Genomic DNA, 25734 nt, shown 5'->3' on the forward strand with positions numbered 1-25734 from the left:
TCGTCCCACTGACAGAACGCGCAGCGGCTCAGGGCATCTTCCAGGCAACGTTAGTCCAGGGTCACATGATGCTTCATCACCCGACGAAACAGCGCCAGCCGCGTGCGCATAAAGCGGTTTTCCACCTTAAAACCAGCGCGTTTATGCAGGCCAATACGCAACAAACGATCCCGACCGCGTACGCTGGCGGGCCAGCGCACCGGCCCCTGGAGATCGTGGCAGCCGTTACCGGCCACGCGGGCGAAGTTAGCCCAATAGTCGGCGACCTGGCCGGCAAAGGCCCGGTCGCGATCGTTAGCATACTGGCGTACCGGCTCGGCAAGATCGAGGTTGTCAAAAACGTATGCCACTTCATTCCCGTGCCATGCGCCGTGCGGATAGGTCTGATGTTCCGCCTCGGCAACGTAGTCAAACCAGTAGCGCCAGCACGGTTGTCCTACCCGCTGCTGCGCCTGCATCACCACGTAGCCCAGAGTGGTGAACGCCATATCGCGGCAGACTTCGCGCCCCAGCGCTTCATCGCCTTTGACGCCGGGATACAGCAGTTTAATCAGTCCGAGACCCAAGCGGCGTTCGCGGCGAAGCTTCTGGATCTGTCCGGCGATATCGACGCCAAACACCGCCATCACGCTGGCCTCATCGCTGTTTGAACCTATCATCACCGGCAGCGGATGCTGACGCCCGCTAAAAAAAGTTTCCAGCATCGGCTGGGGCAGCACGGTATCGCCAACAATCGGCGCCGGGCCGATGGTCAGCGGCGCGGTTAGCGACCAGAACGCCTCTGCCGGAATCGCCCGCAGCTGTTCGGCGCTGGCCTGCGGTAAAGCGAAGTGTTCAGCGATAAGCTGCCCTTTGGCCAGCGCCTTTTCCCGCGTTAGATCCGGCAAGGTATAGCCGCTCTGGATAATCGCTTTATGGAACAGACCCCGGGATTTCGGCGAAACCATGAGCGACAGCACGCTGCGCGCCCCGGCGGACTCGCCGAACAGGGTGACGTTGGCCGCATCGCCGCCGAAAGCGTGAATGTTCTCCTGAACCCATTGCAGGGCGGCAATTTGGTCAAGCAGCGCGAAATTATAGATGCGCTCGCCCTCCTCTTCCTCCAGCGCCGGATGGGCAAAAAAGCCCAGGTGCCCCAGCCGGTAGTTGACGGTCACCACGACGACGTCACGGGAGGCTAAGGCTTTGCCGTCATAGGGCGGTAAACTTCCCGCGCCGATGGTATAGCCGCCGCCGTGCAGCCAGACCATCACCGGCAGCGGCTGCGCGCGCGAAGCGGGCGACCAGACGTTAAGGTAAAGGCAATCCTCGGAGAAGCTGCCGGGATCGCCGCCGCCGAGCTCACGACAGTATTCAATATCCTGCCAGCTGGAGGCCGAGAAAGTCTCCGCCCGGCGTACGCCCTGCCAGCGGGCGGCAGGCTGCGGCGCGCGCCAGCGGAGATCGCCGACGGGCGGCGCGGCATAGGGAATACCGCGCCAGATATGAATGTTCTCTTCCGAGGTGCCGGATAGAGTGCCCTGCCGGGTTTTCACCAGCGGGGTAGACGGATTCTGCATGGCCTGCTTCCTTTAACGACTCATGCCAGCAGAGTACTGATTTTACAGCAGACCGCAACGTCGTTTACTGCGCTCTTCCGCCTGCTGATAAAGGGCAAACTCATCGTAAACCGCACAGCCCAGCGCCTCCTCAAAGGCCTCGCGGCTGGCGTTGCCGTGGCTGCGGGCCTGTATCTCGTTACCCAGGTTAGACTGAAAAATCCCGGCGGCGCTGACCGGTAAAAAGTCTTCATAAATAATCGGTTGTGCGATAACCCAGCCGCGCTCAATCAACGGCTGCGGATCGTCGCCCGGACGAAAGGCCTGGCGGTGCGCCTCGCCGGCGGGCGTCAGGCGGTAGCGAAAGTACGCCAGCCCCTGCTGACGCAGCAGGAATTCGCTGTCCGGGAACGGGCTAAACACCTCCTGCAAATGACGCTGATGGTTAAGATTATCTTTGCCCACCCCCGCCTCGCTAAGCAGTCGGTCGTACAGGGCGCGGCCCTTCGGCGTCAAGGCGATGCCGCGCTGCTCTATTTCGCCAAAGCGCGCCGTATGGGTGCCTCGATGCTCCCCGGCAAACATCACCGGCTCTTCAAGGGCCTTAAAGCTGGTCTGGCGCAGCAAAATCGGCACATCGCGGCGCGGCGGGCCTTCTATTAACGCTTTCGGCGCGATACCGCATTCGGGCATCAGCGCCTGAACCCGGTCGATATCCAGCGTGCGCGGCGTCAGATGATTAATGTGGCAGCCGGGGAAACAGACCACATCGGCAATCAGCCGATGCTCTTCGTGCAGCGCGTGGTAGGTTTCCTCATCGACGGTGGCATGTCGATGCCAGCGAAAGGTTTCCAGCGCCTGCTGCACAAATTCACGCGCCTCCGCGGCGGTGAACTCCCCCTTCTGTTCATGAAGCGCGATCAGTTCGCGACAGCGCGACGTGAAGATATCGCGCCGGGCAAGAATTTCCGCCGCCCGCTTGCGCAACGCCTCATCGGCGATCAGCTCAAGACGCAGGAGCGAGGTAAAAACGCGAAACGGATTGCGCGCCAGCGCTGCGTCATCGATGGGGCGAAACGCGGTGGAGTGAACCGGCACGCCAGCCTGCGACAGATCGTAATAGCTAACGGGATACATGCCCATAATGGCAAACATGCGACGCAGGGTCGCCAGTTCCTCCGCCGTACCGACGCGGATCGCGCCGTGGCGTTCAACGTTTAGCCGCGCCAGCTCATCGGCGTTGGCCAGTTGTTCGTGCAGCGTCGGGTTATTCTCCAGTATGGCCAGGTTAACGTCGGCCACCAGCTCCAGTAGCGTCCCGTACTGCGGAACTTCCTGCTGGTACATCGCCGACATCGCCTGCGAAAAGCTTTCCCGAATCTCATCAGCCGTGATGGTGTTCGCCATGATGTCTTACCTCCAGTGAATTCTCCCTGGAGTGTAGGAAAGCTCTCTGAAGACGGCGGGAAGAATTTACAAACTGTGATGCCGGTAGCTGGCCGGTTTCTTTTCATCCGCTCACTTCATAACCACCGGTTATGTTAAACACCCTTTAATTTCACTTTAAATTAACAAAGCATTTACACACACTGCAAGTGGCGACATTACAACAACATGCCTCTCTACCGATAACACGGAGTCCCCTCATGAATGATAAATGGTCACCGCGCGAGGTCTTGCATCGCGACTACAGTAGCCATCCACCCGCCTACGCGCCGGGCTATAAAACCAGCGTACTGCGCTCGCCGCGCAATGCGCTCATTTCCCTGCAGAATTCACTTTCGGAGATCACCGGCCCGGTGTTCAGCAGCGACGATCTCGGCGCGCTGGATAACGACCTGATCCTCAACTACGCCAAAGACGGCCTGCCGATTGGCGAGCGGATTATCGTGCACGGCTACGTTCGCGATGGGTTTGGCCGGCCGATGAAAAATACGCTGGTCGAAGTCTGGCAGGCTAACGCGGGCGGCCGCTACCGGCATAAGAAAGATCAATATCTGGCGCCTATCGACCCGAACTTTGGCGGCTGCGGACGCGTGCTGACCGACGAGAACGGCTACTATTGTTTCCGCACCATCAAGCCCGGCCCCTACCCGTGGCGCAACCAGGTCAGCGACTGGCGTCCGGCGCATATTCACTTTTCGCTTTCCGGCGACGCCTGGGCGCAGCGTCTGATCACCCAGATGTATTTCGAGGGCGATCCGCTGATTAAACAGTGCCCTATTGTCAAAACCATCAATAACGATGATGCCATCAGAACGCTGATCGCCGAGCTGGATACCCATGCCGCCGTCCCGCTGGACTCTCTGGCCTACCGTTTTGATCTCGTGCTGCGCGGTCATCGCGCAACGCTGTTTGAAAACCGCACGCAGGGGGCCGCCCGATGAGAGATTTTTTACCTGAAACCGCTTCGCAAACCGCCGGTCCTTATGTGCATATCGGCCTGGCGCCGGACGCCGCGGGCTTTCATATCTTTGAGAGAAACTTTGGCCCGACGCTGACGACGGCCGACACCGAGGGCGAACGCATTACTATTGAAGGCAGAGTCATCGACGGCTCCGGCACCCCGGTGCGCGATGTGCTGCTGGAAATCTGGCAGGCCAACGCCGCCGGGCGCTATAACCATCCCGACGACCGACAGCAGGGTAAGAAGCTGGATACGGCGTTTCGCGGCTGGGGACGCAGTTGCTCGGACTTCACCAGCGGCGTCTGGCGCTTCGAAACCATTAAACCCGGGGCCGTTGTGGGCCGCGATGGTCGCACCATGGCGCCGCACGTCAATTTATGGGTGGTCGCCCGCGGGATTAATATTGGCCTCAACACGCGGATGTACTTCTCCGACGAACAGGATGCCAACCAGGCCGACCCGGTGCTGAATCTGATTGAGTGGGAAGTGCGCCGCCAGACCCTCATCGCCCAGCGCGAGGTGCGCGGGACGGAGATCGTCTATCGCTTCGATATTTATCTGCAGGGCGAAAACGAAACCGTCTTCTTCGATATCTGAGTTTTCACTTCCTTTTTCCGCCCCTGTTGGCCGGGGGCGGTACTTTACGGCAATGCCAATAAAATCAACTTGTAAAATAATAATATAAAATGTTAATAATATTTTGCTATGAAGTTAACAATTTTAAACACCCTTACTTGTCACCGGTACACCTCTGTTTTTAACATTGATTATGCAAAAAAATGGTCTTTTCAGTCAGCGCATTCGCTTGCGCCATCTACATACCTTCGTGGCCGTCGCTCAACAGGGAACTCTTGGGCGCGCGGCTGAAACCCTCAATCTGAGCCAACCGGCCTTATCCAAAACGCTGAACGAACTGGAGCAGCTCACCGGCACGCGGCTGTTTGAGCGTGGGCGGCTGGGCGCGCAGCTGACGCTGGTCGGCGAACAGTTTCTCACCCATGCGGTTAAAGTGCTCGATGCGCTCAATACCGCGGGTCAGGCGCTCAATCGTAAAGAAGGCCTCAACAGCGATATCGTACGCATCGGAGCGCTCCCCACCGCCGCGCTGGGGATCCTGCCCTCGGTGATCGGCCAATTCCATCAGCAGCAAAAAGATATCACCCTTCAGGTCGCCACCATGAATAACACCATGCTGCTGGCGGGGCTAAAATCGGGAGAAATCGATATCGGCATCGGGCGGATGTCCGATCCGGAGTTGATGAGCGGGTTGAACTATGAACTGCTGTTTCTCGAATCCCTGAAGCTGGTGGTTCGTCCGGGTCACCCGCTGCTGCAGGAAACCGTCACGCTGAGTCGGGTCATGGAGTGGCCGGTAGTGGTTTCGCCTAAAGGCACGCTGCCGCGACAGAACGCCGAAACCCTGCTGCAAAGCCAGGGCTGCAAAATTCCCACTGGCTGCATCGAGACGCTGTCGGCTTCCCTGTCGCGCCAGCTCACCGTCGACTACGACTACGTATGGTTTGTCCCCTCCGGCGCGGTTAAAGACGACCTGCGTCGTGGGATGCTGGCCGCGCTACCGGTGCCCACCCAGGGCGCGGGTGAACCAATAGGGATCCTCACGCGGGTGGACGCCACGCTCACTGCGGGTACGCAAACCCTGCTCAGCGCCATTCGTAAATCCATGCCCGTCTGAACACGATCTCCCCGGCTTCGCCCGTCGGGGAGAGATAATCCGCCCGTTTTCCCTGCTGCTGCCCGGTATTATTCATCACAATAATCAATTAGTGCGAAATCATTCATTAACAATTGCGTAAATTTCTTTAACAGATCTATCATATCCGCGATTTCACCAAATGGTTCACATGAAATCAATAATAGTAAAAATCCCGCTTTTATGAAGGCTACTATCACTTCATTCAAAAGAGTTCACTTGAAAAATTGATTCATCTGGTTCACGCCTGTTCAGGGGTGGTTAAGGAGAAAAAATGGCAACTGACAACGCGCCGCGAGGGTTCCCCCGGATCCTGCAGTGGCTTCTCGCCGGGCTGATGCTGATCATCGGTCTGGCTATCGGTATTCTTGGTGCGAAGCTCGCCTCCGTCGGCGGGACGTTCTATTTTGCGCTGATGGGCCTGGTGATGGTTATCGCCGCGGTGCTCATCTTCCGCAGCCGCCGCGGCGGCATCATGCTGTACGCCGTTGCGTTTGTCGCATCGATCGTCTGGGCGATTAGCGACGCGGGCTGGACCTACTGGCCGCTATTCTCCCGCCTGTTCGCGCTCGGGGTCCTGGCCTTCCTTTGCGCGCTGGTCTGGCCGTTCCTTTCCCGCCAGCCGGCGAAAAGAGGGCCGGCGTTTGGCCTGGCTGCGGTGATCGCCGTGGCGCTGCTGGTCAGTTTCGCCTGGATGTTCAAATCCCAGCCGCTGGTCAGCGCCAGCGAAGCGGTGCCGGTCAAACCGGTCGCCGCGGACGAGCAGCAGAAAAACTGGGCGCACTGGGGCAACACCACCCACGGCGACCGTTTCGCCGCCCTCGACCAGATTAACAAACAGAACGTCGACCAGCTGCAGGTCGCCTGGATCGCCCATACCGGCGATATTCCGCAGAGCAATGGCTCCGGCGCGGAAGATCAGAACACCCCGCTGCAGATTGGCGATACGCTTTACGTCTGTACGCCCTACAGCAAAGTGCTGGCGCTGGATGTCGATAGCGGCAAAGAGAAGTGGCGCTACGATTCAAAAGCCACCGCCCCCAACTGGCAGCGCTGCCGTGGTTTAGGCTATTACGAAGATAGCCAGGCTCAGGTTTCCCCGGCCGCCGACGCGCAGCCGGCCGCCTGCTCCCGTCGCCTGTTCCTGCCTACCACCGACGCCCGTCTGATCGCTATTGATGCCGACAACGGCAAACTGTGCGACGCCTTTGGCGACCACGGTATCGTTGATCTGAGCATTGGCATGGGCGAGATCAAAGCGGGTTACTACCAGCAAACCTCCACGCCGCTGGTGGCGGGTAATGTCGTGGTCGTTGGCGGTCGCGTGGCGGATAACTTCTCCACCGGCGAGCCTCCGGGCGTCGTTCGCGCCTATGACGTCCACACCGGGAAACTGGCGTGGGCATGGGATCCGGGCAACCCGGCGCTGACCGGCGAACCGCCGGCAGGCCAGACCTATACGCGCGGCACGCCGAACGTCTGGTCGGCCATGTCCTACGACGCGAAGCTGAATCTGATTTATCTGCCGACCGGTAACGCGACGCCGGACTTCTTTGGCGGCGAACGTACCGCGCTTGACGATAAATACAGTTCATCCATCGTGGCCGTTGACGCCACGACCGGCCAGGTCCGCTGGCATTATCAGACCACCCATCACGATCTGTGGGACTTCGACCTGCCTTCCCAGCCGCTGCTGTACGATCTGCCTGACGGTAAAGGCGGCACCACGCCGGTGCTGGTGCAAACCAGTAAGCAGGGCATGATCTTTATGCTTAACCGCGCCACCGGTGAACCGGTCGCTAAAGTCGAAGAACGTCCGGTACCGGCCGGCAACGTTAAAGGCGAGCGTTACTCGCCTACCCAGCCTTACTCCGTCGGTATGCCGATGATTGGCAACGAGACGCTGACCGAGTCGGATATGTGGGGCGCGACGCCTGTCGACCTGCTGCTGTGCCGCATCCAGTTTAAAGAGATGCGCCACCAGGGCGTCTTCACCCCGCCGGGCGAGGATCGTTCGCTGCAGTATCCCGGCTCGCTGGGCGGGATGAACTGGGGCAGCGTGTCGGTTGACCCGAATAACAGCCTGATATTCGTCAACGATATGCGCCTTGGCCTCGCCAACTATATGGTGCCGCGCGCCAAAGTGGCGAAGGACGCCAGCGGTATCGAAATGGGGATCGTGCCGATGGAAGGCACGCCGTTCGGCGCCATGCGCGAGCGTTTCCTGTCGCCGCTGGGCATTCCATGCCAGAAACCACCGTTCGGCACTCTGTCAGCGGTTGATTTGAAAACCGGCAAACTGGTGTGGCAGGTTCCGGTAGGCACCGTTGAGGACACCGGCCCGCTGGGGATCCGCATGCATATGCCAATCCCTATCGGCATGCCGACGCTGGGCGCGTCGTTATCAACCCAGTCCGGTCTGCTGTTCTTTGCGGGCACCCAGGACTTCTACCTGCGCGCGTTTGATACCGCCAACGGGAAAGAGATCTGGAAATCGCGTCTGCCGGTCGGCAGCCAGTCCGGGCCGATGACCTACGTATCGCCGAAAACCGGTAAACAGTACATCATCATCAACGCGGGCGGCGCTCGCCAGTCGCCGGATCGCGGCGATTACATCATCGCCTACGCGCTCCCGGAGCAGAAGTAACCCTCAGGGCCCCAATCGGGGCCCTTTTTGCTGGCAAAGTACGTAGCCAGGGCATTGCCCGATAGCGCGATATAAAAATCGTCTTCGCATCTCCCCCCAGCAAGCCATTCTTATTCCGTCATGTTATTATTGCGAATGGTTATCAATAATAAATACTGAACAAGGATAATGGATGAAGCGTTCAACCTGCCGCCTGCTCGCAGGCGCCATCATGTCGATAGCGGCCACCTCAGCTCAGGCGTTACAAGCCCCGGAAGTGGACCTGCGCGATCCGGCGATTTGGGAGGAGAAAGCGGCGTCTCCGCTCACCGCTCACCCGCAGCCCTGCGAGGTGTTCAGCGGCCCGCACTGCGCGGTCTGGGATGATGAGAAGTCGGATATTCAGCGCGAACGAGAGCGGCGGGAACAGCGGCGCTGGCAGAATGGTTATGAAAACCTGCGGCGGGAATAATCCCGCTTAAACGATAACCCGGGCACGCCCGGGTTATTTATTACCTGAAAATCAATTCTCGCCGAAATGAATAACGGTACGAATGGATTTACCTTCGTGCATCAGGTCAAAGGCTTCGTTGATGCGGTCCAGCGGCATGCGGTGGGTAATAAACGGGTCGAGGCGAATTTTGCCCGCCATCGCCTCTTCTACCATTCCCGGCAGCTGCGTGCGCCCTTTCACGCCGCCGAACGCGGAGCCGCGCCAGACGCGCCCGGTCACCAGTTGGAATGGACGGGTTTTAATCTCCTGACCCGCGCCAGCGACGCCGATAATCACGCTTTCGCCCCAGCCTTTGTGGCAGCACTCCAGCGCGGCGCGCATCACGTTGACGTTACCGATGCACTCGAAGCTGAAGTCGACGCCGCCGTCGGTGAGTTCAACAATCACATCCTGAACCGGCTTATCGTAATCATTCGGGTTGATAAAGTCGGTGGCGCCCATCTCTCTCGCGAGGGTGAATTTTTCCGGGTTGGTATCCACCGCCAGAATGCGCCCGGCTTTCGCCTGTACCGCCCCCTGGATCACCGCCAGGCCGATCCCGCCGAGGCCGAAGACGGCGACGGTATCGCCCTCTTTTACTTTCGCCGTATTGTGCACCGCGCCGATGCCGGTCGTGACGCCGCAGCCCAGCAGGCAAACTTTGTCCAGCGGCGCCTGCGGGTTCACTTTCGCCAGCGAAATTTCAGCCACCACGGTGTATTCGCTGAAGGTGCTGGTGCCCATATAGTGATAAATCGGTTCGCCGTTGTAGGAGAAACGCGTGGTGCCGTCCGGCATCAGGCCCTTACCCTGGGTGGCGCGGACCGCCTGGCAGAGGTTGGTTTTGCCTGATTTACAGAACTTACATTCGCGGCATTCAGCGGTATACAAAGGAATAACGTGGTCGCCCGGCTGCAGGCTGGTCACGCCTTCCCCGACTTCGACGACAATCCCGCCGCCTTCATGGCCCAGCACCGCCGGGAAAACGCCTTCCGGATCGTCGCCTGAGAGGGTAAAGGCATCGGTGTGGCATACGCCGGTATGGGTGATCTTGACCAGCACTTCGCCTTTTTTCGGCGGCGCGACGTCAATCTCTACGATTGAAAGCGGCTGGCCCGGGCCAAACGCGACGGCTGCACGTGATTTCATATCTCTCTTCCTCGTGGTGATTTTATTTTAAATAGGATCGTAGCAGATGCCCGACTTCCGCCATTCTGGCGGCGCGCTGATCGGGCGTCGTTTCGCCGCTAACCAGTTCATCCTGCAGGTGAATTTCCACCATCTCCCCCATCAGGCCGTTAGCGGCGCCGCGTATTGAGGCGATTTGCTGCAGAATGGTCATACAGGGTTCGCCGGATTCCAGCGCCCGCTCGAGCGCTTCAACCTGGCCACGAATGCGCCTTACCCGGCTGAGGGCACGCTTTTTATCTTCAGGTGAATGTGGCATGGTGACGCCCTCCATATCATATAGGGGGGTATACTATATTTATTGTTGCCGTGAGGCAAATGCGTTCGCCGCTTTAACCGTAGCATAGCGGCGAGAATTTGCGCTTAGCTGAAGTTGAGGATCCCGAAGAAAGAGACAAAAAAACCCGCCGAAGCGGGTTTATCGAGGTTTAACGCCTGCGCGGCATCATCCGCAGCAGCGTGTTATCTTTCCACAAATAGTGGTGCATCAGCGCCGCCAGCGCGTGCAGGCCGATAATAAAGTAGCCGGTATTGGCCAGCAGCTCATGCCACGCTTTCAGGGTATCCACCAGCTCAAAGTCGCTTTCCGCCGCGTGCGGCATGGTCAGGCCAAAAGCGAACCAGGGGTTGCCGCGGTAGTACATCATGACCATGCCGATGGCCGGCAGCGCGATAAACAGCAGATAGATAACCAGATGCCCAAGATGCGCGAAGCCGGTCATCATCGGCGACGGTTTAGGCACAATCGGCGGCGTCGGGGATTTGAGGCGCACCAACAGACGCACCGCCATCAGAACAAAAATTGAAATCCCGCAGGAGACGTGGATCATATTAATCACGGGCCGCGCGCTGCGGGGGAAAAAGCCCCGTAGCTCCATCGCCGCGTAAGCGCCAATCACTAAAAAAAAGACCAGCCAGTGGATGCCTATTTGCAGACCAGAGTATTTATCGCGCATGAGAAACCCTTAATAAAACGGTGATATCGCCAACATAAACACCTTTTATTAAAAATTCATTAACTTTTACGTACTTATAAAAAAACAATTGTCGGTTTCGCGCAGATAAAGCAAAAGCAGCGGGTTACCTGCGGCGCGGCAATACGAGGAACCTATACCTCAACCTTGACGCTGTATATAATCACAGTACAATACGGTCTGCTATTACCATTAATGGGATAAAAAATGTTCGTAGAGCTGATTTATGACAAGAGAAATTTCGAAGGATTAGCCGGCGCTAAAGAGATCATTCTGACGGAATTGACGAAGCGAGTGCATCGCATTTTTCCCGATGCCGACGTTCGCGTTAAACCGATGATGACGCTGGCCTCCATCAATACCGACGCCAGCAAGCACGAGAAAGAGCAGATCAGCCGCGCCGTGCAGGAAATGTTCGAAGAAGCTGACATGTGGATGCAGGAAGATTAACGGGCGACATTCGAGGAAATAATGAATACCTTCACCATCATGGCTATCCCCTTCTTCGCCGCAGCGATCGTTATGCTGACGCTGGGGGCAACCAGGAAAAGTCGTGCCTGCGCTATCGTGGGCGGCGTTTTGCTGGCCGCGACCGTGGTAAACGCGGTGACGGGCATGGCGCTACAGGGCGGGTAACAGAATGAGTTTTGTTTGGTACATGGCGCTGATATGCGTTGCGATCGCGTATCTCATGATGCGCTTCCTTCCTGTTTAACCCCGGGTTTGCGCATACCCGGGCTTCAAATAGCGTTCTTTTTACCGGCGGGATCATAACCCCTTACGCACCAGCGTCGCCGCCTGTTTAAAAATCTCATCCTCGACGCCGTCCCCCTTCTGTCTTCCCAACCTCACCAGTTCTTCGACAATACTTTCCCGGTTAATAGGCTTCTGCTCAGAAACCAGACCAATGACCGCCGCGCCGATGGCAAGACCAATCAGCCCCGTTTGTTCGTCTTTGTTCTTCATCGTTCCGCTCCGTTATGCCCGAAAAAAGTTTAGCAGCCGCATCCGCGACTGCAACCCGAGCATCCGCAGGCTTTGGCGCCAGCGAAAACGGCTTCAGAGGACATGCGGATGCCGGGTCAGACAAAGCCAGCCTCCGGCTCGTTAGCCTGTTGCGGGACGCTAAAAAGTGTGAAGTTGATCAAAAACAACAAAATGACGCTCTGAGAGGCGTATTTGTATTACCGCCGCGCCGGGACAGCCCGGAGCGTGACGACACGATGATGAAAAGGAGAAAAAACCATGATCACATACGATCGTAACCGCAATCCTATTACCAACGGCAGCCAGGTGATGATTAATGGGACGGGCAAAACCGGTAAAATTATCGCTATCCATTCTACGGGTTTGACCCCAGCCCAGCTGCGTCGTAATAAGACCGTTGAAGTTGAAGGGGCTGAAGGGAAGTTCGAACCGGTTGAACTGATCCGCCTTGGCCTCCACTAAGGAGGCGACAGCCGCTGCGGCATCGCCCAAACGCCGACTATCGGCTGGCGACGCCCGGCGGTTCTACTACCGACGTTCCGCGCCATGGCTGCTCTTCGCCTGATACATGCGCCGGTCCGCCACCGCGACGATCTCATTGAGGCTATGATGCGCAGCGGGATCGTATTCAACGCAGCCCCATGAGAACGCCAGCTGCCACGGATTGCCCGCCTGCTGATTGTACTCCGCGACGTTCTTGCTAAGCTGCTCCATCGCCAGGCCCGCGGTTTGCTGCGAGGTATTGGCAAGCAGGATGATAAATTCGTCGCCGCCCTGCCTGGCAATTAAATCCGACTCTCTGAAGGTGGCCTTCATCAAATCGGCAATCGCCCTCAGGGCTTTATCTCCCTGTTCATGACCCCAGGTATCGTTAATCAGCTTAAAGCGATCGAGATCGATAAAGATGAGGCTCGCTGGTTCATTCCGCCGTCTGGCGGTCAGCAGCGCGTACTCCGCTAACGACATAAAGCCCCGGCGGTTGAACAGCCCCGTCAGCTCGTCGGCGGTCGCCGCGTCCAGCACCTTGAATTCATCTTCAACGATGGCGGCCAGGTCGCTTAAGATTTGTATTTCATGAACGGAGAAAGCGCGCGGCTTGTGATCCATCAGACAGAACGCGCCTACCGTCGCGCCGTCAGGCAGCTGCACCGGGTAGCCAGCATAAAAGCGGATAAAAGGCGCTTCGGTGACCAGCGGGTTATCGTGAAAGCGCAGGTCCTGCTGCAGGTCGTTGACGATTAAAGGGTCGGTCTGCAGGATAGTATGCGCGCAGAATGTGATATCCCTCGGCAGGGTATCCACTTCCAGTCCGGCGCAGGATTTTACGTGCAGGGTATTTTCCCCCACGAGGCTAATCGAAGCCACCGGTAGATCGTAGAGCGTACGCGCAAGCCTGGTCAGGCGATCGAAACGCTCTTCTTTTCCGCTGTTTAATAATCCGGATGTCCGCAGCGATTGCAGACGGCGCAGTTCATCTGGATGAAGTCCGGCTAATTTCAATTTTTCTCTCTTACGTTATCAGGATAAATGACGCAGCGCTTACCAATGAAACGCGCATCAGGCTGTTAACAGACGATTCACATGTGTTATCTGATGAGTTAAGCATATATCGCTGGCTCGTCAAACGAGACTTCAGGCGCGCTCCGCCGCGGCCCACTCCCTCAGCTTCGCTTTCAGCCACTGGCTCGCGCCGCGCTGCCCGCTCCGCTTATGTGAATAGATTTTCACCTCGAATGGCGGAACCTCAAACGGTAGTTCAAAAACCTTCAACTTCGCCGCGCCGAGCATTTTTTCCGCTGCCGAGCGCGGTATCGCCATAAGCAGTTCACTTTGCGCAATAATGAAGGGCGCGCTCAGCATAGAGGGCGTTTTGATGGTGATATGCCGCGCAAACCCCATTTTCGCGAGCTGTACGTCGAGAACCCCCTGGCTTTCATTCCACGGGGTAACCACCAGATGCTGGGCTGCCAGGTAATCCGCCAGCGTTAGCCGGGACCGGCCGGCGTGGCTTATCGCAACATAATCATCTTTCAGCCAGCAGATCTCATCCAGCTCCGGATGCTCTGCTTCATTCAGGGCGCTAAACCCCAGCGCTAAATCCACCTCGCCGGCCAGCAGTTCCGTCAGCGCCGGGCTGTGCGGCAGATAGCGCAGCTCGAAACGCAGGCCGGGCGCCTGTTGCTGTAGCCTGGGCATCAGCGTAGGGAAAACGCACTGCGCGGTGAAATCCGTGATCGCTATCTGTAAGCAGTCGGTACTGGCTGAGGCGACAAACTTCGGCTGCGGGGTCAGCTCCTGATCTAAAAACGTTAACGCCGAGGCAATAGAAGGCGCGAGCTGGGTGGCGAACACGCTGGGGCACATACGATGCCCTTCGCGATAGAAAAGCGGATCATTGAGCGCGGCGCGCAGCCTGGACAGCGCGTGGCTTAACGCCGAGGTGCTCATCGCCAGCTCTTCCGCCGCCAGGCGCACCGAACGATAGCGGTAGACCGCCTCGAATACCGGCAGCAGGTTCAAATCAAGACGGCGAAGGGCTGGATGCATAATATTCATCATTACGTGATTTCATTGCACTTAATTCTTCTAACCTTAACGTTTATGCTTTGCGGTATCAAACTTACGATGGCACAACAGGTAATCCAATGAATATGACCATTCGTCAGGCCAGCCCGGCGGACGCAAAAGCAATTTATGACATGATTTACGAGCTGGCGGTGTATGAAAAGGCGCCGGAACAGGTGGTCACCACGGTTGAGGAAATCCAGGCATCGCTTTTCGCCAGCGACAGCAAAACGGAAGCGTTAATCTGCGAGATTGACAATAAGATCGCCGGCTACGCGGTGTTCTTTACCAGCTATTCCACCTGGCTCGGCCGCAACGGCATCTATATGGAAGATCTCTACATCACCCCCGAGTTTCGCGGCCGCGGCGCAGGAAAAGCGCTCCTGAAAACCATCGCTCAGCTGGCGGTAAAAAGAGAGTGCGGTCGCCTGGAGTGGAGCGTGCTCGACTGGAACCAGCCGGCCATTGATTTTTATCTGAGCATTGGCGCCGTTGCGCAAAGTGAGTGGGTTCGCTATCGCCTTGACGGCGCTGCGCTTACCGCTTTTGCTGAACTGGGCAGGGCCGCCGACTAGTCCGCCATCAGGCGGGTCCTTCTCTGGCCCGCCTTTTCACTCCGTTGCCAATATGCCCCTGGCGTATAAAGCTGAAACAAAAAATTATTACCCCTTAACGCCCCGCCCGCAACCCGCCGAATTTATTCACTTTTCCGTTCGCGTTTTTATCAGCATTTAACGGCGCCAAATAAATCGCTGGTTGCCCTATCCCGACGGCTGAACTAAGCCTGGAGAAGTTTTCACCTGACCTGGAGATTCTTCATGAGCAAACTTGGGATTAATGGATTTGGGCGTATTGGACGTTTAGTACTGCGCCGGTTACTGGAGGTCGACAGCCCTTTAGAGGTCGTGGCGATTAACGACCTGACATCACCTAAAGTGCTGGCCTACCTGTTAAAGCATGATTCAAACTACGGTCCTTTCCCATGGAGCGTGGATTTTACGGAAGATGCGCTGATCGTTGATGGCAAAAAAATTACCGTTTATGCGGAAAAAGAGGCTCAGCATATTCCGTGGAAAGCGGTAGGCGCCGAGCTGATTGTCGAGTGTACGGGTTTTTATACCTCCGCGGAGAAAGCGCAAGCGCATCTGACCGCCGGGGCTAAAAAAGTGCTGATTTCCGCGCCCGCTGGCGACATGAAAACCATTGTCTATAACGTTAACGACGACACGCTGGACGCCAACGATACGATTATTTCCGTGGCCTCCTGCACCACCAACTGCCTGGCGCCGATGGCGAAAGTGCTCCATGACGCCTTTGGTATAAAGGTGGGGACCATGACCACTATTCACGCCTATACCGGTACGCAATCGCTGGTTGACGGCCCGCGCGGCAAGGATTTGCGCGCTTCCCGCGCCGCGGCGGAAAATATCATTCCGCATACTACCGGGGCGGCGAAAGCCATTGGGCTGGTTATTCCCGAGCTTAGCGGCAAGCTGAAAGGCCACGCCCAGCGCGTACCGACCAAAACCGGGTCGGTGACTGAGCTGGTGTCAGTGCTGGAGAAAAAGGTCTCCGCCGAAGAAGTCAATCAGGCGATGAAAAACGCGGCGGCGAACAACGAATCATTCGGTTATACCGAAGAGGAGATCGTTTCGTCGGACGTTATCGGCAGCCATTTCGGTTCCATTTATGATGCCACGCAGCTGGAGATTGCTGAGGTTGGCGATCTGCAGCTGGTGAAAACCGTGGCCTGGTACGATAACGAGTATGGCTTCGTTACCCAGCTTATCCGGGTGCTGGATAAATTCGCGAAGTAAGGCGCAGACTACTCGGCACGCATAGCCCGGGTAAGGCGTCAGCCGCGACCCGGGGGGTGGGACGGTCTGCGGGCTGGGTAGCCGGACAGATACACAGCATCGCCTCCAGGAAATGATGCCATCCTGCGCTCTGCTCCCGGGGGCGGCGCGGAGCGCCTTGCCCGGGCTACAGGTACGTGCGGCCTGCGTTTGGGTAGCCCGGGTAAGGCGTCAGCCACGACCCGGGGGGTGGGACGGTCTGCGGGCTGGGTAGCCGGACAGATACACAGCATCGCCTCCAGGAAATGATGCCATCCTGCGCTCTGCTCCCGGGGGCGGCGCGGAGCGCCTTGCCCGGGCTACAGGTACGTGCGGCCTGCGTTTGGGTAGCCCGGGTAAGGCGCCAGCCGCGACCCGGGGGGTGGGACGGTCTGCGGGCTGGGTAGCCCGGACAGATGCGCAGCATCGCCTCCGGGAAACGCTGCCGCTCCTCTGCTAAATCAGGCCTGCAGATAGACCACCTGAGTTTGCAGATACTCATTCAGGCCGTGACGTCCGTCGGCGCCGCCGATGCCCGATTTACGCCATCCGGCATGGAAACCCTGCATCGCTTCGAAGTTTTCGCGGTTAATATAGGTTTCGCCAAACTTCAGCCCCTTAATCGCCTTCATCGCGACGTTCAGGTCGCGGGTATAGATTGACGACGTCAGCCCATAATCGCTGTCGTTGGCCATCGCCAGCGCCTCTTCAAGGGTATCAAACGCCACCACCGGTAGCACCGGACCGAATGTCTCTTCATGCACGATATCCATCTCCTGGCGCACGTCCAACAGCAGCGTCGGCGGATAAAAATAGCCCCTGCCCGTCACCGCTTTCCCGCCAAGGGCGACGCGCGCGCCCTGGGCGACCGCTTTTGCCACCTTCTGCTCAACGCGCGCCAGCGCGGCGGCGTTAATCAACGGTCCCATTGCGATATCGTCGCGAGACACCGGATCGCCAAACTGCACCGCCTTCAGCGCTTCGCCCAGACGGTTAACGAAGCGATCGTAAATGCCTTTTTGCACGTACACGCGCTCAACGCAGTTACACACCTGCCCGCTATTAATGACCCGAGAATCCACCACTGCCTTAACCGCCAGCTCAAGATCCGCATCGTCCATCACGATAGCGGGCGCTTTCCCGCCCAGCTCCAGACACACTTTGGTGATGTTTTTCGCCGCCGCGGCCATAATCTTCTCGCCCGCGGCAACGCTGCCGGTCATGCTGACCATCGCCACTTTCGGATTGCTCGCCAACTCCTGGCCCACGGTTTCGCCGCGCCCCAGCACCAGGTTAAAGACCCCTTTCGGCAGGCCGATATCATGGACGATTTGCGCAAAAGCGATGGCGTTATTCGGCGTAAATTCACTCGGTTTAATGACGATGGTATTGCCGGTAATCAGCGCCGGCGCCAGCTTACGAGCAATCAGGAAGAACGGAAAATTCCACGGCAGGATGCCGGTCGTCACACCCAGCGCGCGCTTAAATACCAGAATGTTCTCCCCCGGGCGGTCGCTCTGCACAATTTCACCTTCATAACGGCGCGCCCACTCGGCCATATAATCAAGATAATCGGCGGTAAAAGAGACCTCCACCGCCGCCAGCTGCTGGATTTTTCCGCCCTCAGCGACGATCAGCGCGGCGATCTCTTCCGCACGTTCGCGGATACCGGCGGCGATTTTGCGCAGCCATCCCGCGCGCTCAATCGCTGGCAGGGCCTCCCAGCCCGGCTGCGCGCGCTCGGCGGCGAGAATCGCGCGCCGCGCATCCTCCGCGCTGCCGTCGGGGATCCGCGAAAGCAGCGCTTCCGTTGCCGGGTTGATCACATCAATCCACGCATCACCGCGGCCGGGTTCAAACTGGCCGTCAATATACATAGGGTGTTGAACGGGTGCTGTCATGGTCTGCTCCTCAGGATTATTGTTTTTAACAGGTGAACTAGATGTTAAAAATTATCGTCCGTCAGGCAAAGAGACAGCATGAGGGATTGTTTTTGTGAGATATTTCATAAAAAGAGACGAAGCTAACGCGCAAAAAATCACAATTCAATAACACGAGCTGCCCGTTTGCGATACCGCCAACGCAAACGGGCAAATTTCCCGACGCGACGACCAGGCCATGCGTCCAGAGAAGGGAGAAACGCGGAGCGGCAGCGATGAAAAGCGCTTTATGGTTACCTAAGCCAGCTGCCGCGCGCTTAGCGCATCGGAGAGCAGGCGGTCGTCGCGCAGCGTCTGCCACGCCTGAGCAATGTGCGGCGGAATATCCACATGGGCGATAAAACCCTTGCCCAACGGGCCGTAACCCTGCGGGTTATCCGCCAGCCGCGGCGGCTCGCCGAGGATCAGCGCCAGATAGCGCCCCACCGGCCACAGCCCACTATCTTCCCCGCAAAACGTGACACCGTCACGCCCGTTGCACAATACTGGCGCGCACCCCGGCGTGCTGTACCACGTCGGCGCTCGCGGGGCGTCTTGCCAGACGCGGGCAAACGTCGCCATCGTTCTGCGCTGCATGGTCGGATCCTGAATCACCACGCCCGTACGATGGGCAATGCCCCTCTCCTCAAGCATTTGCCGGGTAAAGTGCGCGTTCTCTCCGCAGTTGGTGGAGCGATCCTCCACCACGATGTGTTCGCGCGGAATAGCCCAGAACTGATGGGCGATGTCGGCCAGGATATGCGCTTCGGCGCGATCCCTTACCGCAATGGCGCGGTAGCGCGGGTCGTTCAACACCGACTGGTATAAAAACGAAGTGGAGTGACCGATACCGCCGCTGATCAGCAGCGGAACCGCGTGCCGCGCCGCCAGCCGGCAGGCGAAATCGATGGTCGGGATCACCGCGTTGCCAGCCAGCACCACCACCTCTATTTGCGGGTCACGGGGCAAATCATCCTGCGCCAGCCAGGCGCCCAGCTGGTTCGCCGCGGCCAGTACCGCCTCGGGTAGCGATGGAAAATGTTCTGACATGTTATCTCCTGTTAACACTCTCAGCCGTAGATTAGCGGCCACCATCTTAGACGCTGGCGCGAACTTTGGGTAATAAAGCGCAAATAGCGCACCCACGCCTCTTAAGCAACAAAGTCAACACATCTGAATAGCGTTTTATTCACTTTTTGAAGAGGGTCAAGAATCTAATAAATAGGGAGAAAGGGTTACAACTACGGCTTTAATGCACAAAAATGCATATTCATCCATGAAGAGCCTTGTTTTTCGTTTTTTTATTCATAAAAAGCTGAATCCCAGCCGCAACAACAGCATATTCTGCATTTTTGCCAAATACCGTCCCATTAAATTGGTGATAACATTCTCGTTACAGAGTTTATAGCTGTACCTTTCCACGGTTAACAAAATAATTATCACTGCGAAACAGGACTCTTATGGAAAAGTTATCTTACGCTTCTGAAAGTAGTACATCTCCATGGACCACCTACCTGCGTCAAATCGATCGCGTCGCGCCCTACCTCGGCGATCTCGCTTTCTGGATTGAAACCCTGCGCCATCCGAAACGCGCGCTCATCGTTGATATCCCGGTGCAAATGGACGATGGTACTATCCGCCACTTCGAAGGCTATCGCGTTCAGCACAACCTCTCGCGCGGACCGGGTAAAGGCGGCGTGCGCTACCATCCTGATGTTGATCTGAATGAAGTGATGGCGCTTTCAGCCTGGATGACCATCAAGTGTGCGGCAGTTAATATTCCCTACGGCGGCGCCAAAGGCGGCATCCGCGTCGACCCGTTCTCATTGTCGGAAGGTGAACTGGAGCGTTTGACCCGTCGCTATACCAGCGAGATCGGCATTATTATCGGGCCGCAAAAAGATATTCCGGCGCCGGACGTCGGCACCAACGGCAAAGTGATGGCCTGGATGATGGATACCTACTCCATGAACCACGGCACTACCATCACCGGCGTGGTCACCGGCAAGCCGATTCACCTCGGCGGTTCGCTGGGCCGTGAAAAAGCCACCGGCCGCGGCGTATTCGTCACCGGTCGCGAAGTGGCTCGCCGCAGCGGTATCGAAATCGAGGGTGCCAAAGTCGCGCTACAGGGTTTTGGTAACGTGGGTAGCGAAGCGGCCCGCCTGTTTGCAGGCGTCGGCGCGCGGATTGTGGTGATTCAGGACCACACCGCCACCCTGTATAACGAGGGCGGTATTGATATGGCCGCGCTGACCGCATGGCAGGCCGAGAACAAGCAAATCGCCGGTTTCCCTGGCGCCCGCGAAATTGCCAAAGAAGCGTTCTGGACGACGCCGATGGATATTCTGATCCCGGCGGCGCTGGAAGGCCAGATTACGCGCGAGCGCGCCGAAACACTCAGCTGCAAACTGGTGCTCGAAGGCGCTAACGGCCCGACCTATCCGGAAGCGGACGATGTGCTGGCCGAGCGCGGCATTGTGGTGGTGCCGGACGTTATCTGTAACGCCGGCGGCGTCACCGTGAGCTACTTCGAATGGGTGCAGGATATGGCCAGCTTCTTCTGGAGCGAAGAAGAGATCAACGCCAAAATGGACCGCATCATGACCGATGCGATCGTTCACGTTTACGAAAAAGCAGTGGAAAAAGCGTGCTCTTTACGCACCGCCGCCTATATCGTGGCCTGTGAGCGGATCCTGATGGCGCGTAAAGATCGCGGTATATATCCGGGATAATCCCCCCTTCTCAGCCCGGTGAATGCCGGGCTTGAGACCAGGCTCCTCCTTTCCCTTCCCAAGGCTTCTTCCACAATAAACGCACATACCGTTAACCTGTTTTTATCAAACGGGCTTGAATTCTCGTTTTTGCCAGGCAAAAATCATTAGAGTTCTAACGATATTGCAGATTGACCTATGGATAGCCGACAGCTTAACTTTTCCCATCTTTTGTATCTCACCGCCCACCATTGGCGGCTGGCGGTCAACCGCCGGCTTAAGGGCCTCGGCATGAGCCAGGCCAGTTGGGTCGCCGTTTCCGCCATCGCGCGCCACGAACAGCCGCTATCGCAAAGCGAGCTGGCCCAGGAGCTGGGCGTCGAAAGCGCAACTCTCGTGCCGCTGCTCAACCGTCTGGTCGATGTTGGCCTGGTCGAGCGGATTAAAACCGAGCGCGATAAACGCAAACGGCTGCTGATCGCCACCGCTAAAGGCCTTGAGGTGTATCAGCAGGTGAAAACGGTGGCCGATGATTTACGTGAGGAGATCCTCACCGCCATCACCCCCGAGGAACAGCGGCAGACGCAGCGGGTCCTGGAGAAGCTGCTGCGCGAGGTCGAAAAAAAATAATGCCTCGCCGTAAAGACAATCCCTATGTGCCCCACGATTGGGCCCCGCACGAAAAACCGGCGATCCTCGGTTCGCCGTCCACCCCGATCCACAGTACGCCAAAACGGATTGCCTACGGGATCGTCGGGCTGCTGGTCTGCCTGACCGGCGCGCTGGGCAACGCGGTGGTGACCGCCAATCTACAGCTGTTGCAGGGGACCTTTGCTGCCTGGTCGACGGAGATTGCCTGGCTCCCGGCGGTCTACGTAATGACCAACGTCTCCATCAACCTGCTGCTGGTGAAGTTCCGCCAGCAGTTCGGCCTGCGCGCTTTTACCGAAGGTTTTCTCGTCCTCTACGTGCTGGTGACCTTCTTCCACCTGTTCGTCAACGACCTCAGTTCCGCGCTGATGGTGCGCGCCGCCCACGGCATGGTGGCCGCGGCGCTAAGCTCGCTGGGGATTTATTATCAAGTGCAGGCCTGGCCCGCCCGCCATCGGCTCAAAGCGCTGACCATCGGCATCACCGGTTCATCGCTGGCGATCCCGCTGGCGCGCCTGTTTTCAACCGAGCTGCTGCAAATTGACGAGTGGCGCGGGCTGTACTTCTTTGAACTGGGACTGGCGCTGGTGTCGCTGGCCTGCGTAATCGCCCTCAAGCTGCCGCCAAGCGATCGGAAAAAGGTGTTTGAGAAAAAAGACTTCATCACCTTCTTCCTGCTGGCGCCGGGGATGGCGCTGGTCACCGCGGTACTGTCGCTGGGACGGCTGGACTGGTGGTTTGAAGCGCCGTGGATCGGCTGGGCGCTTGCGGGGGCGGTGATGCTGATTGTCTCCGCGATTGCCTTTGAGCATAACCGCAGCAACCCGCTGCTCAATATCAAATGGCTCTCCAGCGGCAGTATTCTGCGCCTCGGGCTGATTATGCTGCTGATCCGTATCGTGCTGGCGGAGCAGAATACCGGCGTCATCGGCTGGCTGCAGTACGTCGGCCTGCAGAATGAACAGATGACCAACCTGGCGTGGTCGATTTTCGCCGGGATCCTCTGCGGCATCGTCGCCAGCTGCCTGACGCTCAACCCGCAGCGTCTCTACTGGCCTACCGCCACAGCGCTGGCGTTAATTATGGTTGGATCGCTGCTGGACAGCCAGTCGACGATCCTCACCCGCCCGGAGCAGCTGATGTTCAGCCAGTTTCTGCTGGGTTTCGGCAGCGCCTTCTTCCTCGCCCCGGCGATGCTGGCGGGGATTGGCGGGGTCATTGCCGACCAGCGCAACCTGGTGAGCTTCTCGGTGCTGTTCGGCATGAGCCAGAATATCGGCGGTCTGCTGGGCTCCGCCATTCTCGGTACTTTCCAGACCTGGCGGGAGAAGTTTCACTCCAGCCAGCTCGCCGACCAGCTCACCACGCTCAATCCGCTGATTACCGAGCGTTTGCAGCAGTACAGCCAGATGTATCAAAGCCAGATTGGCGACAGCACCCTGCTCAACGTTCAGGCCACCACGCTGCTGCAAAACGCCGCCACGCTGCAGGCCAATATTCTGGCTTACAATGATACCTATCTGCTGACGGCGGCGATTTCAGCCGCCACGCTGGTATGGGTTTTCTGGCGCTTAATAAGATTACGTATTACCGCCCGCATCGCGCTGAAACGCGCGACGGGTAGCAAATAAAATTTACTCTGGAGTCATTATGAGTCAGCAGGATGCGGCCAAACAGCAGGCCAACACCCGAAATAATATTCGCATCGTCTCGATTTTCACCGCCGCCGCCATTGGCATCGTTGGGGTACTGGTTATTCTCTACGCCTGGCAGCTGCCGCCGTTTACCCGTGAAAGCCAGTTTACCGATAACGCCTACGTTCGCGGGCAAACCACGTTTATCAGCCCGCAGGTCAACGGTTATATCACCGAGGTGAAGGTTCAGGATTTTAATCAGGTTAAAGCCGGCGACGTGCTGTTCCAGATTGACGAGCGCATCTATAAGCAGCGCGTCCATCAGGCACAAGCAACGCTGGCGATGAAAGAGGCGGCGCTGAAGAACAATCAGCAGCAGCGCAGAAGCGCCGAGGCGGTTATCGCACGTAACGAAGCGGCGCTGCAGAACGCCCGCGCGCAAAATCTGAAAACCCAGGCCGATTTAAAACGCGTTCAGGAGCTGACCGCCGACGGCTCGCTATCGATTCGCGAACGCGATTCCGCCCGCGCCAGCGCGGCGCAGGGCACTGCGGATATCGAGCAGGCCAAAGCGACGCTGGAAATGTCGCGCCAGGATCTGCAATCCACCATCGTTAACCGCGATTCGCTGCTCGCCGACGTCGCCAGCGCAAAAGCGGCGCTGGAGCTGGCGCAGATCGACCTGCAAAACACCCGGATTATCGCGCCGACGGATGGACAGCTCGGGCAAATCTCCGTCCGCCTTGGCGCTTACGTCACCGCCGGGACGCATCTCACCTCGCTGGTGCCGCCGCAGCACTGGCTGATCGCGAATCTGAAAGAGACCCAGCTGGCGCAGGTGCGCGTCGGACAGCGGGTAACTTTTACCGTTGATGCGCTGAACAGCGAGAAATTCACCGGCACGGTGCAGAGCATCTCGCCGGCGACCGGCGTCGAGTTCAGCGCCATTTCCCCGGATAACGCCACCGGTAACTTTGTCAAAATCGCCCAGCGCATTCCGGTACGCATCGCCGTTGATGAGGGGCAGAAGAACGGCCAGCGTCTGCGGCCGGGGATGTCGGTGCAGGTCACCATCGATACCCGCGCGGAGAAACAGCAATGATCCGCCCCCTCGCTCTCGCCGTTATCCTTGCGCTGGCCGGCTGCCAGTCCGCCGACGTTCAGCAGGCCGCGCCCGGTCTACAGATCCCCGCCGCCTGGCGGGCGGATGTCGGACCCTCCAGCCCCGTTGAGGGCGTGTGGTGGCGCAACTTCCACGACAGTACGCTCAATCTCTACGTTGACCAGGCGCTGCGCTACAACAGCGACGTGCTGATGGCTCGCGAACGAGTCAATGAGTACCAGGCCCGGGCCTACGCCGCCGATAGCAGCCTGTTTCCCTCGCTTGACGCCGGACTGACCGGCACCCGCGCGCGGTCTCAGTCGGCCGCTACCGGCCTGCCCGTTCACAGTACGGTGTATAAAGGCGCGCTGACCGCCAGCTACGATGTCGATATCTGGGGCGCCAACCGCAGCGCCGCCAGCGCGGCGCAGGCCAGCCTGGAAGCGCAAAAAGCCGCGGCCGCCGCGGCGAACCTGACCGTCGCCTCTTCGGTGGCGGTCGGCTACATCACCCTGCTGTCGCTGGATGAACAGCTGCGGGTGACGCAGCAAACGCTAAAATCGCGCGAAGATGCATTCAATCTGGCGAAGCGCCAGTTTGAGACGGGCTATACCTCACGCCTGGAGCTGATGCAGGCGGACTCCGAACTGCGCTCCACGCGCGCGCAAATCCCGCCGTTGCGCCATCAAATCGCCCAGCAGGAAAATGCGCTCAGCCTTTTGCTCGGCGCCAATCCTGGCGCCGTTAAGCGCAACGCGTTCGCGCAGCTTTCGCCGCTATCGCTACCGTCCCAACTGCCGTCAACCCTGCTCAACCGCCGACCGGATATCGTTCAGGCCCAGCGTCAGCTGGTGGCCGCCGACGCCACCCTGGCGTCATCGCAGGCGCAGCTGCTGCCGTCCATCAACCTTACCGCCACCGGCAGCCTGCAGGATCGCACCCTGCCGGACCTACTGGATAATCCGCTACGCTTATGGAGCCTCGGCGGCAGCATTCTGGCGCCGCTGCTTAACCGCCAGGCGCTGAATGCCCAGGTCGACGTATCGATGGCCCAGCGCAATCAGGCGCTGTATAGCTATGAAAAAACGGTGCGCGGCGCGTTTAAAGAGGTCAATGACAGTCTCGATGCGATTGGCCGCTACGGCGAGCAGCTCTCGGAGCTACAGGCGCAGGAGAAGGTGGCCCAGGAGACGCTGCGCATCGCGCAAAACCGCTATCGCAACGGTTATTCATCCTATCTGGACGTACTCGACGCCCAGCGTACGCTGTTTTCCACCCAGCTCAGCGTGGTACAGGTGAAAAACAACCTGCTGCTGGCGCAAGTCGATTTGTACCGGTCGCTGGGAGGCGGCTGGTCTGATTCATCAGGGACGTAAGACGGGAAATCTGA

General features: G+C 58.2%; 25 protein-coding genes. 15 read left to right on the forward strand and 10 right to left on the reverse strand.

What is annotated here, in order from left to right:
• Positions 1-50: 50 nt before the first annotated feature.
• Together ACE3MN_RS14115 and ACE3MN_RS14120 are read right to left on the reverse strand one after the other, a co-directional pair.
• Positions 51-1559: a carboxylesterase/lipase family protein gene (locus ACE3MN_RS14115; RefSeq protein WP_102649857.1), complete on the reverse strand. Its 1509-nt coding sequence runs from the start codon at positions 1557-1559 to the stop codon at positions 51-53.
• Positions 1560-1601: 42 nt separating this feature from the next.
• Complete coding sequence (locus tag ACE3MN_RS14120; protein ID WP_049090336.1) at positions 1602-2945, reverse strand: VOC family protein; 1344 nt, start codon at positions 2943-2945, stop codon at positions 1602-1604.
• 239 nt (positions 2946-3184) lie between these two features.
• Here ACE3MN_RS14120 and pcaH point away from each other — a divergent pair, with 239 nt between their 5' ends.
• From pcaH to ACE3MN_RS14145, 5 genes are all read left to right on the forward strand, one after another.
• On the forward strand, positions 3185-3925 hold the full coding sequence (pcaH, locus tag ACE3MN_RS14125) for a protocatechuate 3,4-dioxygenase subunit beta (RefSeq protein ID WP_004850552.1): 741 nt from the start codon (positions 3185-3187) through the stop codon (positions 3923-3925).
• Complete coding sequence (gene pcaG / locus ACE3MN_RS14130; protein WP_004138971.1) at positions 3922-4542, forward strand: protocatechuate 3,4-dioxygenase subunit alpha; 621 nt, start codon at positions 3922-3924, stop codon at positions 4540-4542. Before pcaH ends, pcaG begins: the two co-directional genes overlap by 4 nt.
• A gap of 172 nt (positions 4543-4714) precedes the next feature.
• Positions 4715-5638: a LysR substrate-binding domain-containing protein gene (locus tag ACE3MN_RS14135; protein ID WP_004138972.1), complete on the forward strand. Its 924-nt coding sequence runs from the start codon at positions 4715-4717 to the stop codon at positions 5636-5638.
• A gap of 292 nt (positions 5639-5930) precedes the next feature.
• A complete protein-coding gene (locus ACE3MN_RS14140) occupies positions 5931-8303 on the forward strand; it encodes a glucose/quinate/shikimate family membrane-bound PQQ-dependent dehydrogenase (protein ID WP_102649859.1) in 2373 nt (790 codons plus the stop codon).
• A gap of 172 nt (positions 8304-8475) precedes the next feature.
• Complete coding sequence (locus tag ACE3MN_RS14145) at positions 8476-8754, forward strand: hypothetical protein (RefSeq protein WP_064342604.1); 279 nt, start codon at positions 8476-8478, stop codon at positions 8752-8754.
• Positions 8755-8805: 51 nt separating this feature from the next.
• Here the strand turns inward: ACE3MN_RS14145 and ACE3MN_RS14150 are convergent, their stop codons facing one another.
• The 3 genes from ACE3MN_RS14150 to cybB form a co-directional block, all read right to left on the reverse strand.
• The gene (locus ACE3MN_RS14150) at positions 8806-9924 is read right to left on the reverse strand and encodes an S-(hydroxymethyl)glutathione dehydrogenase/class III alcohol dehydrogenase (protein WP_024358286.1); all 1119 of its coding nucleotides are present in this window, start codon (positions 9922-9924) and stop codon (positions 8806-8808) included.
• Positions 9925-9946: 22 nt separating this feature from the next.
• Positions 9947-10222 (reverse strand): metal/formaldehyde-sensitive transcriptional repressor, encoded by a 276-nt coding sequence (locus ACE3MN_RS14155; RefSeq protein WP_004101746.1) that lies wholly within the window; start codon positions 10220-10222, stop codon positions 9947-9949.
• 169 nt (positions 10223-10391) lie between these two features.
• Positions 10392-10919 carry a cytochrome b561 gene (gene cybB / locus ACE3MN_RS14160; RefSeq protein ID WP_004138977.1) on the reverse strand — a complete coding sequence of 176 codons (528 nt, stop codon included), beginning with the start codon at positions 10917-10919 and terminating at the stop codon, positions 10392-10394.
• A 225-nt stretch (positions 10920-11144) separates the two neighbouring features.
• On the opposite strand from cybB, the gene ACE3MN_RS14165 reads away from it, so the two are divergent.
• Complete coding sequence (locus tag ACE3MN_RS14165) at positions 11145-11387, forward strand: DinI-like family protein (RefSeq protein WP_004120890.1); 243 nt, start codon at positions 11145-11147, stop codon at positions 11385-11387.
• 21 nt (positions 11388-11408) lie between these two features.
• The gene (locus ACE3MN_RS14170) at positions 11409-11573 is read left to right on the forward strand and encodes a hypothetical protein (protein ID WP_004138979.1); all 165 of its coding nucleotides are present in this window, start codon (positions 11409-11411) and stop codon (positions 11571-11573) included.
• Between the two features lie 132 nt (positions 11574-11705).
• On the opposite strand, the gene ACE3MN_RS14175 is transcribed toward ACE3MN_RS14170, so the two are convergent.
• Entirely contained in the window at positions 11706-11903 is a 198-nt protein-coding gene (locus ACE3MN_RS14175) for a hypothetical protein (RefSeq protein ID WP_004138981.1), read from the reverse strand.
• A gap of 279 nt (positions 11904-12182) precedes the next feature.
• Between ACE3MN_RS14175 and ydfZ the strand changes: the two genes are divergently transcribed.
• Entirely contained in the window at positions 12183-12386 is a 204-nt protein-coding gene (gene ydfZ, locus ACE3MN_RS14180; RefSeq protein ID WP_004138983.1) for a putative selenium delivery protein YdfZ, read from the forward strand.
• A 66-nt stretch (positions 12387-12452) separates the two neighbouring features.
• Here ydfZ and ACE3MN_RS14185 read toward each other — a convergent pair whose 3' ends face one another.
• Positions 12453-13424, reverse strand: a complete 972-nt coding sequence (locus ACE3MN_RS14185; RefSeq protein WP_024358288.1) for a diguanylate cyclase — start codon at positions 13422-13424, stop codon at positions 12453-12455.
• 132 nt (positions 13425-13556) lie between these two features.
• The gene (locus ACE3MN_RS14190; protein ID WP_165775020.1) at positions 13557-14480 is read right to left on the reverse strand and encodes a LysR family transcriptional regulator; all 924 of its coding nucleotides are present in this window, start codon (positions 14478-14480) and stop codon (positions 13557-13559) included.
• A gap of 89 nt (positions 14481-14569) precedes the next feature.
• Between ACE3MN_RS14190 and ACE3MN_RS14195 the strand changes: the two genes are divergently transcribed.
• Together ACE3MN_RS14195 and gap are read left to right on the forward strand one after the other, a co-directional pair.
• Positions 14570-15064 (forward strand): GNAT family N-acetyltransferase, encoded by a 495-nt coding sequence (locus ACE3MN_RS14195; RefSeq protein WP_024358290.1) that lies wholly within the window; start codon positions 14570-14572, stop codon positions 15062-15064.
• A 243-nt stretch (positions 15065-15307) separates the two neighbouring features.
• Complete coding sequence (gene gap, locus ACE3MN_RS14200; protein ID WP_102649860.1) at positions 15308-16306, forward strand: type I glyceraldehyde-3-phosphate dehydrogenase; 999 nt, start codon at positions 15308-15310, stop codon at positions 16304-16306.
• A gap of 479 nt (positions 16307-16785) precedes the next feature.
• Here the strand turns inward: gap and aldA are convergent, their stop codons facing one another.
• Together aldA and ACE3MN_RS14210 are read right to left on the reverse strand one after the other, a co-directional pair.
• Positions 16786-18225: an aldehyde dehydrogenase gene (aldA, locus tag ACE3MN_RS14205; RefSeq protein WP_102649861.1), complete on the reverse strand. Its 1440-nt coding sequence runs from the start codon at positions 18223-18225 to the stop codon at positions 16786-16788.
• A gap of 276 nt (positions 18226-18501) precedes the next feature.
• On the reverse strand, positions 18502-19293 hold the full coding sequence (locus ACE3MN_RS14210) for a YdcF family protein (protein WP_004138993.1): 792 nt from the start codon (positions 19291-19293) through the stop codon (positions 18502-18504).
• A gap of 410 nt (positions 19294-19703) precedes the next feature.
• Here ACE3MN_RS14210 and ACE3MN_RS14215 point away from each other — a divergent pair, with 410 nt between their 5' ends.
• From ACE3MN_RS14215 to ACE3MN_RS14235, 5 genes are all read left to right on the forward strand, one after another.
• Positions 19704-20978, forward strand: a complete 1275-nt coding sequence (locus ACE3MN_RS14215) for a Glu/Leu/Phe/Val family dehydrogenase (RefSeq protein ID WP_004120918.1) — start codon at positions 19704-19706, stop codon at positions 20976-20978.
• A gap of 177 nt (positions 20979-21155) precedes the next feature.
• Positions 21156-21587 carry a MarR family winged helix-turn-helix transcriptional regulator gene (locus tag ACE3MN_RS14220; protein WP_004138995.1) on the forward strand — a complete coding sequence of 144 codons (432 nt, stop codon included), beginning with the start codon at positions 21156-21158 and terminating at the stop codon, positions 21585-21587.
• A complete protein-coding gene (locus ACE3MN_RS14225) occupies positions 21587-23239 on the forward strand; it encodes an MFS transporter (protein WP_049131060.1) in 1653 nt (550 codons plus the stop codon). The genes ACE3MN_RS14220 and ACE3MN_RS14225 overlap by 1 nt, the downstream gene beginning before the upstream one ends.
• A gap of 19 nt (positions 23240-23258) precedes the next feature.
• Positions 23259-24344, forward strand: a complete 1086-nt coding sequence (locus ACE3MN_RS14230) for an HlyD family secretion protein (protein WP_004138997.1) — start codon at positions 23259-23261, stop codon at positions 24342-24344.
• On the forward strand, positions 24341-25720 hold the full coding sequence (locus tag ACE3MN_RS14235) for an efflux transporter outer membrane subunit (RefSeq protein WP_024358295.1): 1380 nt from the start codon (positions 24341-24343) through the stop codon (positions 25718-25720). Before ACE3MN_RS14230 ends, ACE3MN_RS14235 begins: the two co-directional genes overlap by 4 nt.
• The last annotated feature ends 14 nt before the right edge of the window (positions 25721-25734 follow it).

Source organism: Klebsiella grimontii (assembly GCF_042137965.1).
In the GTDB taxonomy this organism is placed as follows: Bacteria; Pseudomonadota; Gammaproteobacteria; order Enterobacterales; family Enterobacteriaceae; genus Klebsiella; species Klebsiella grimontii.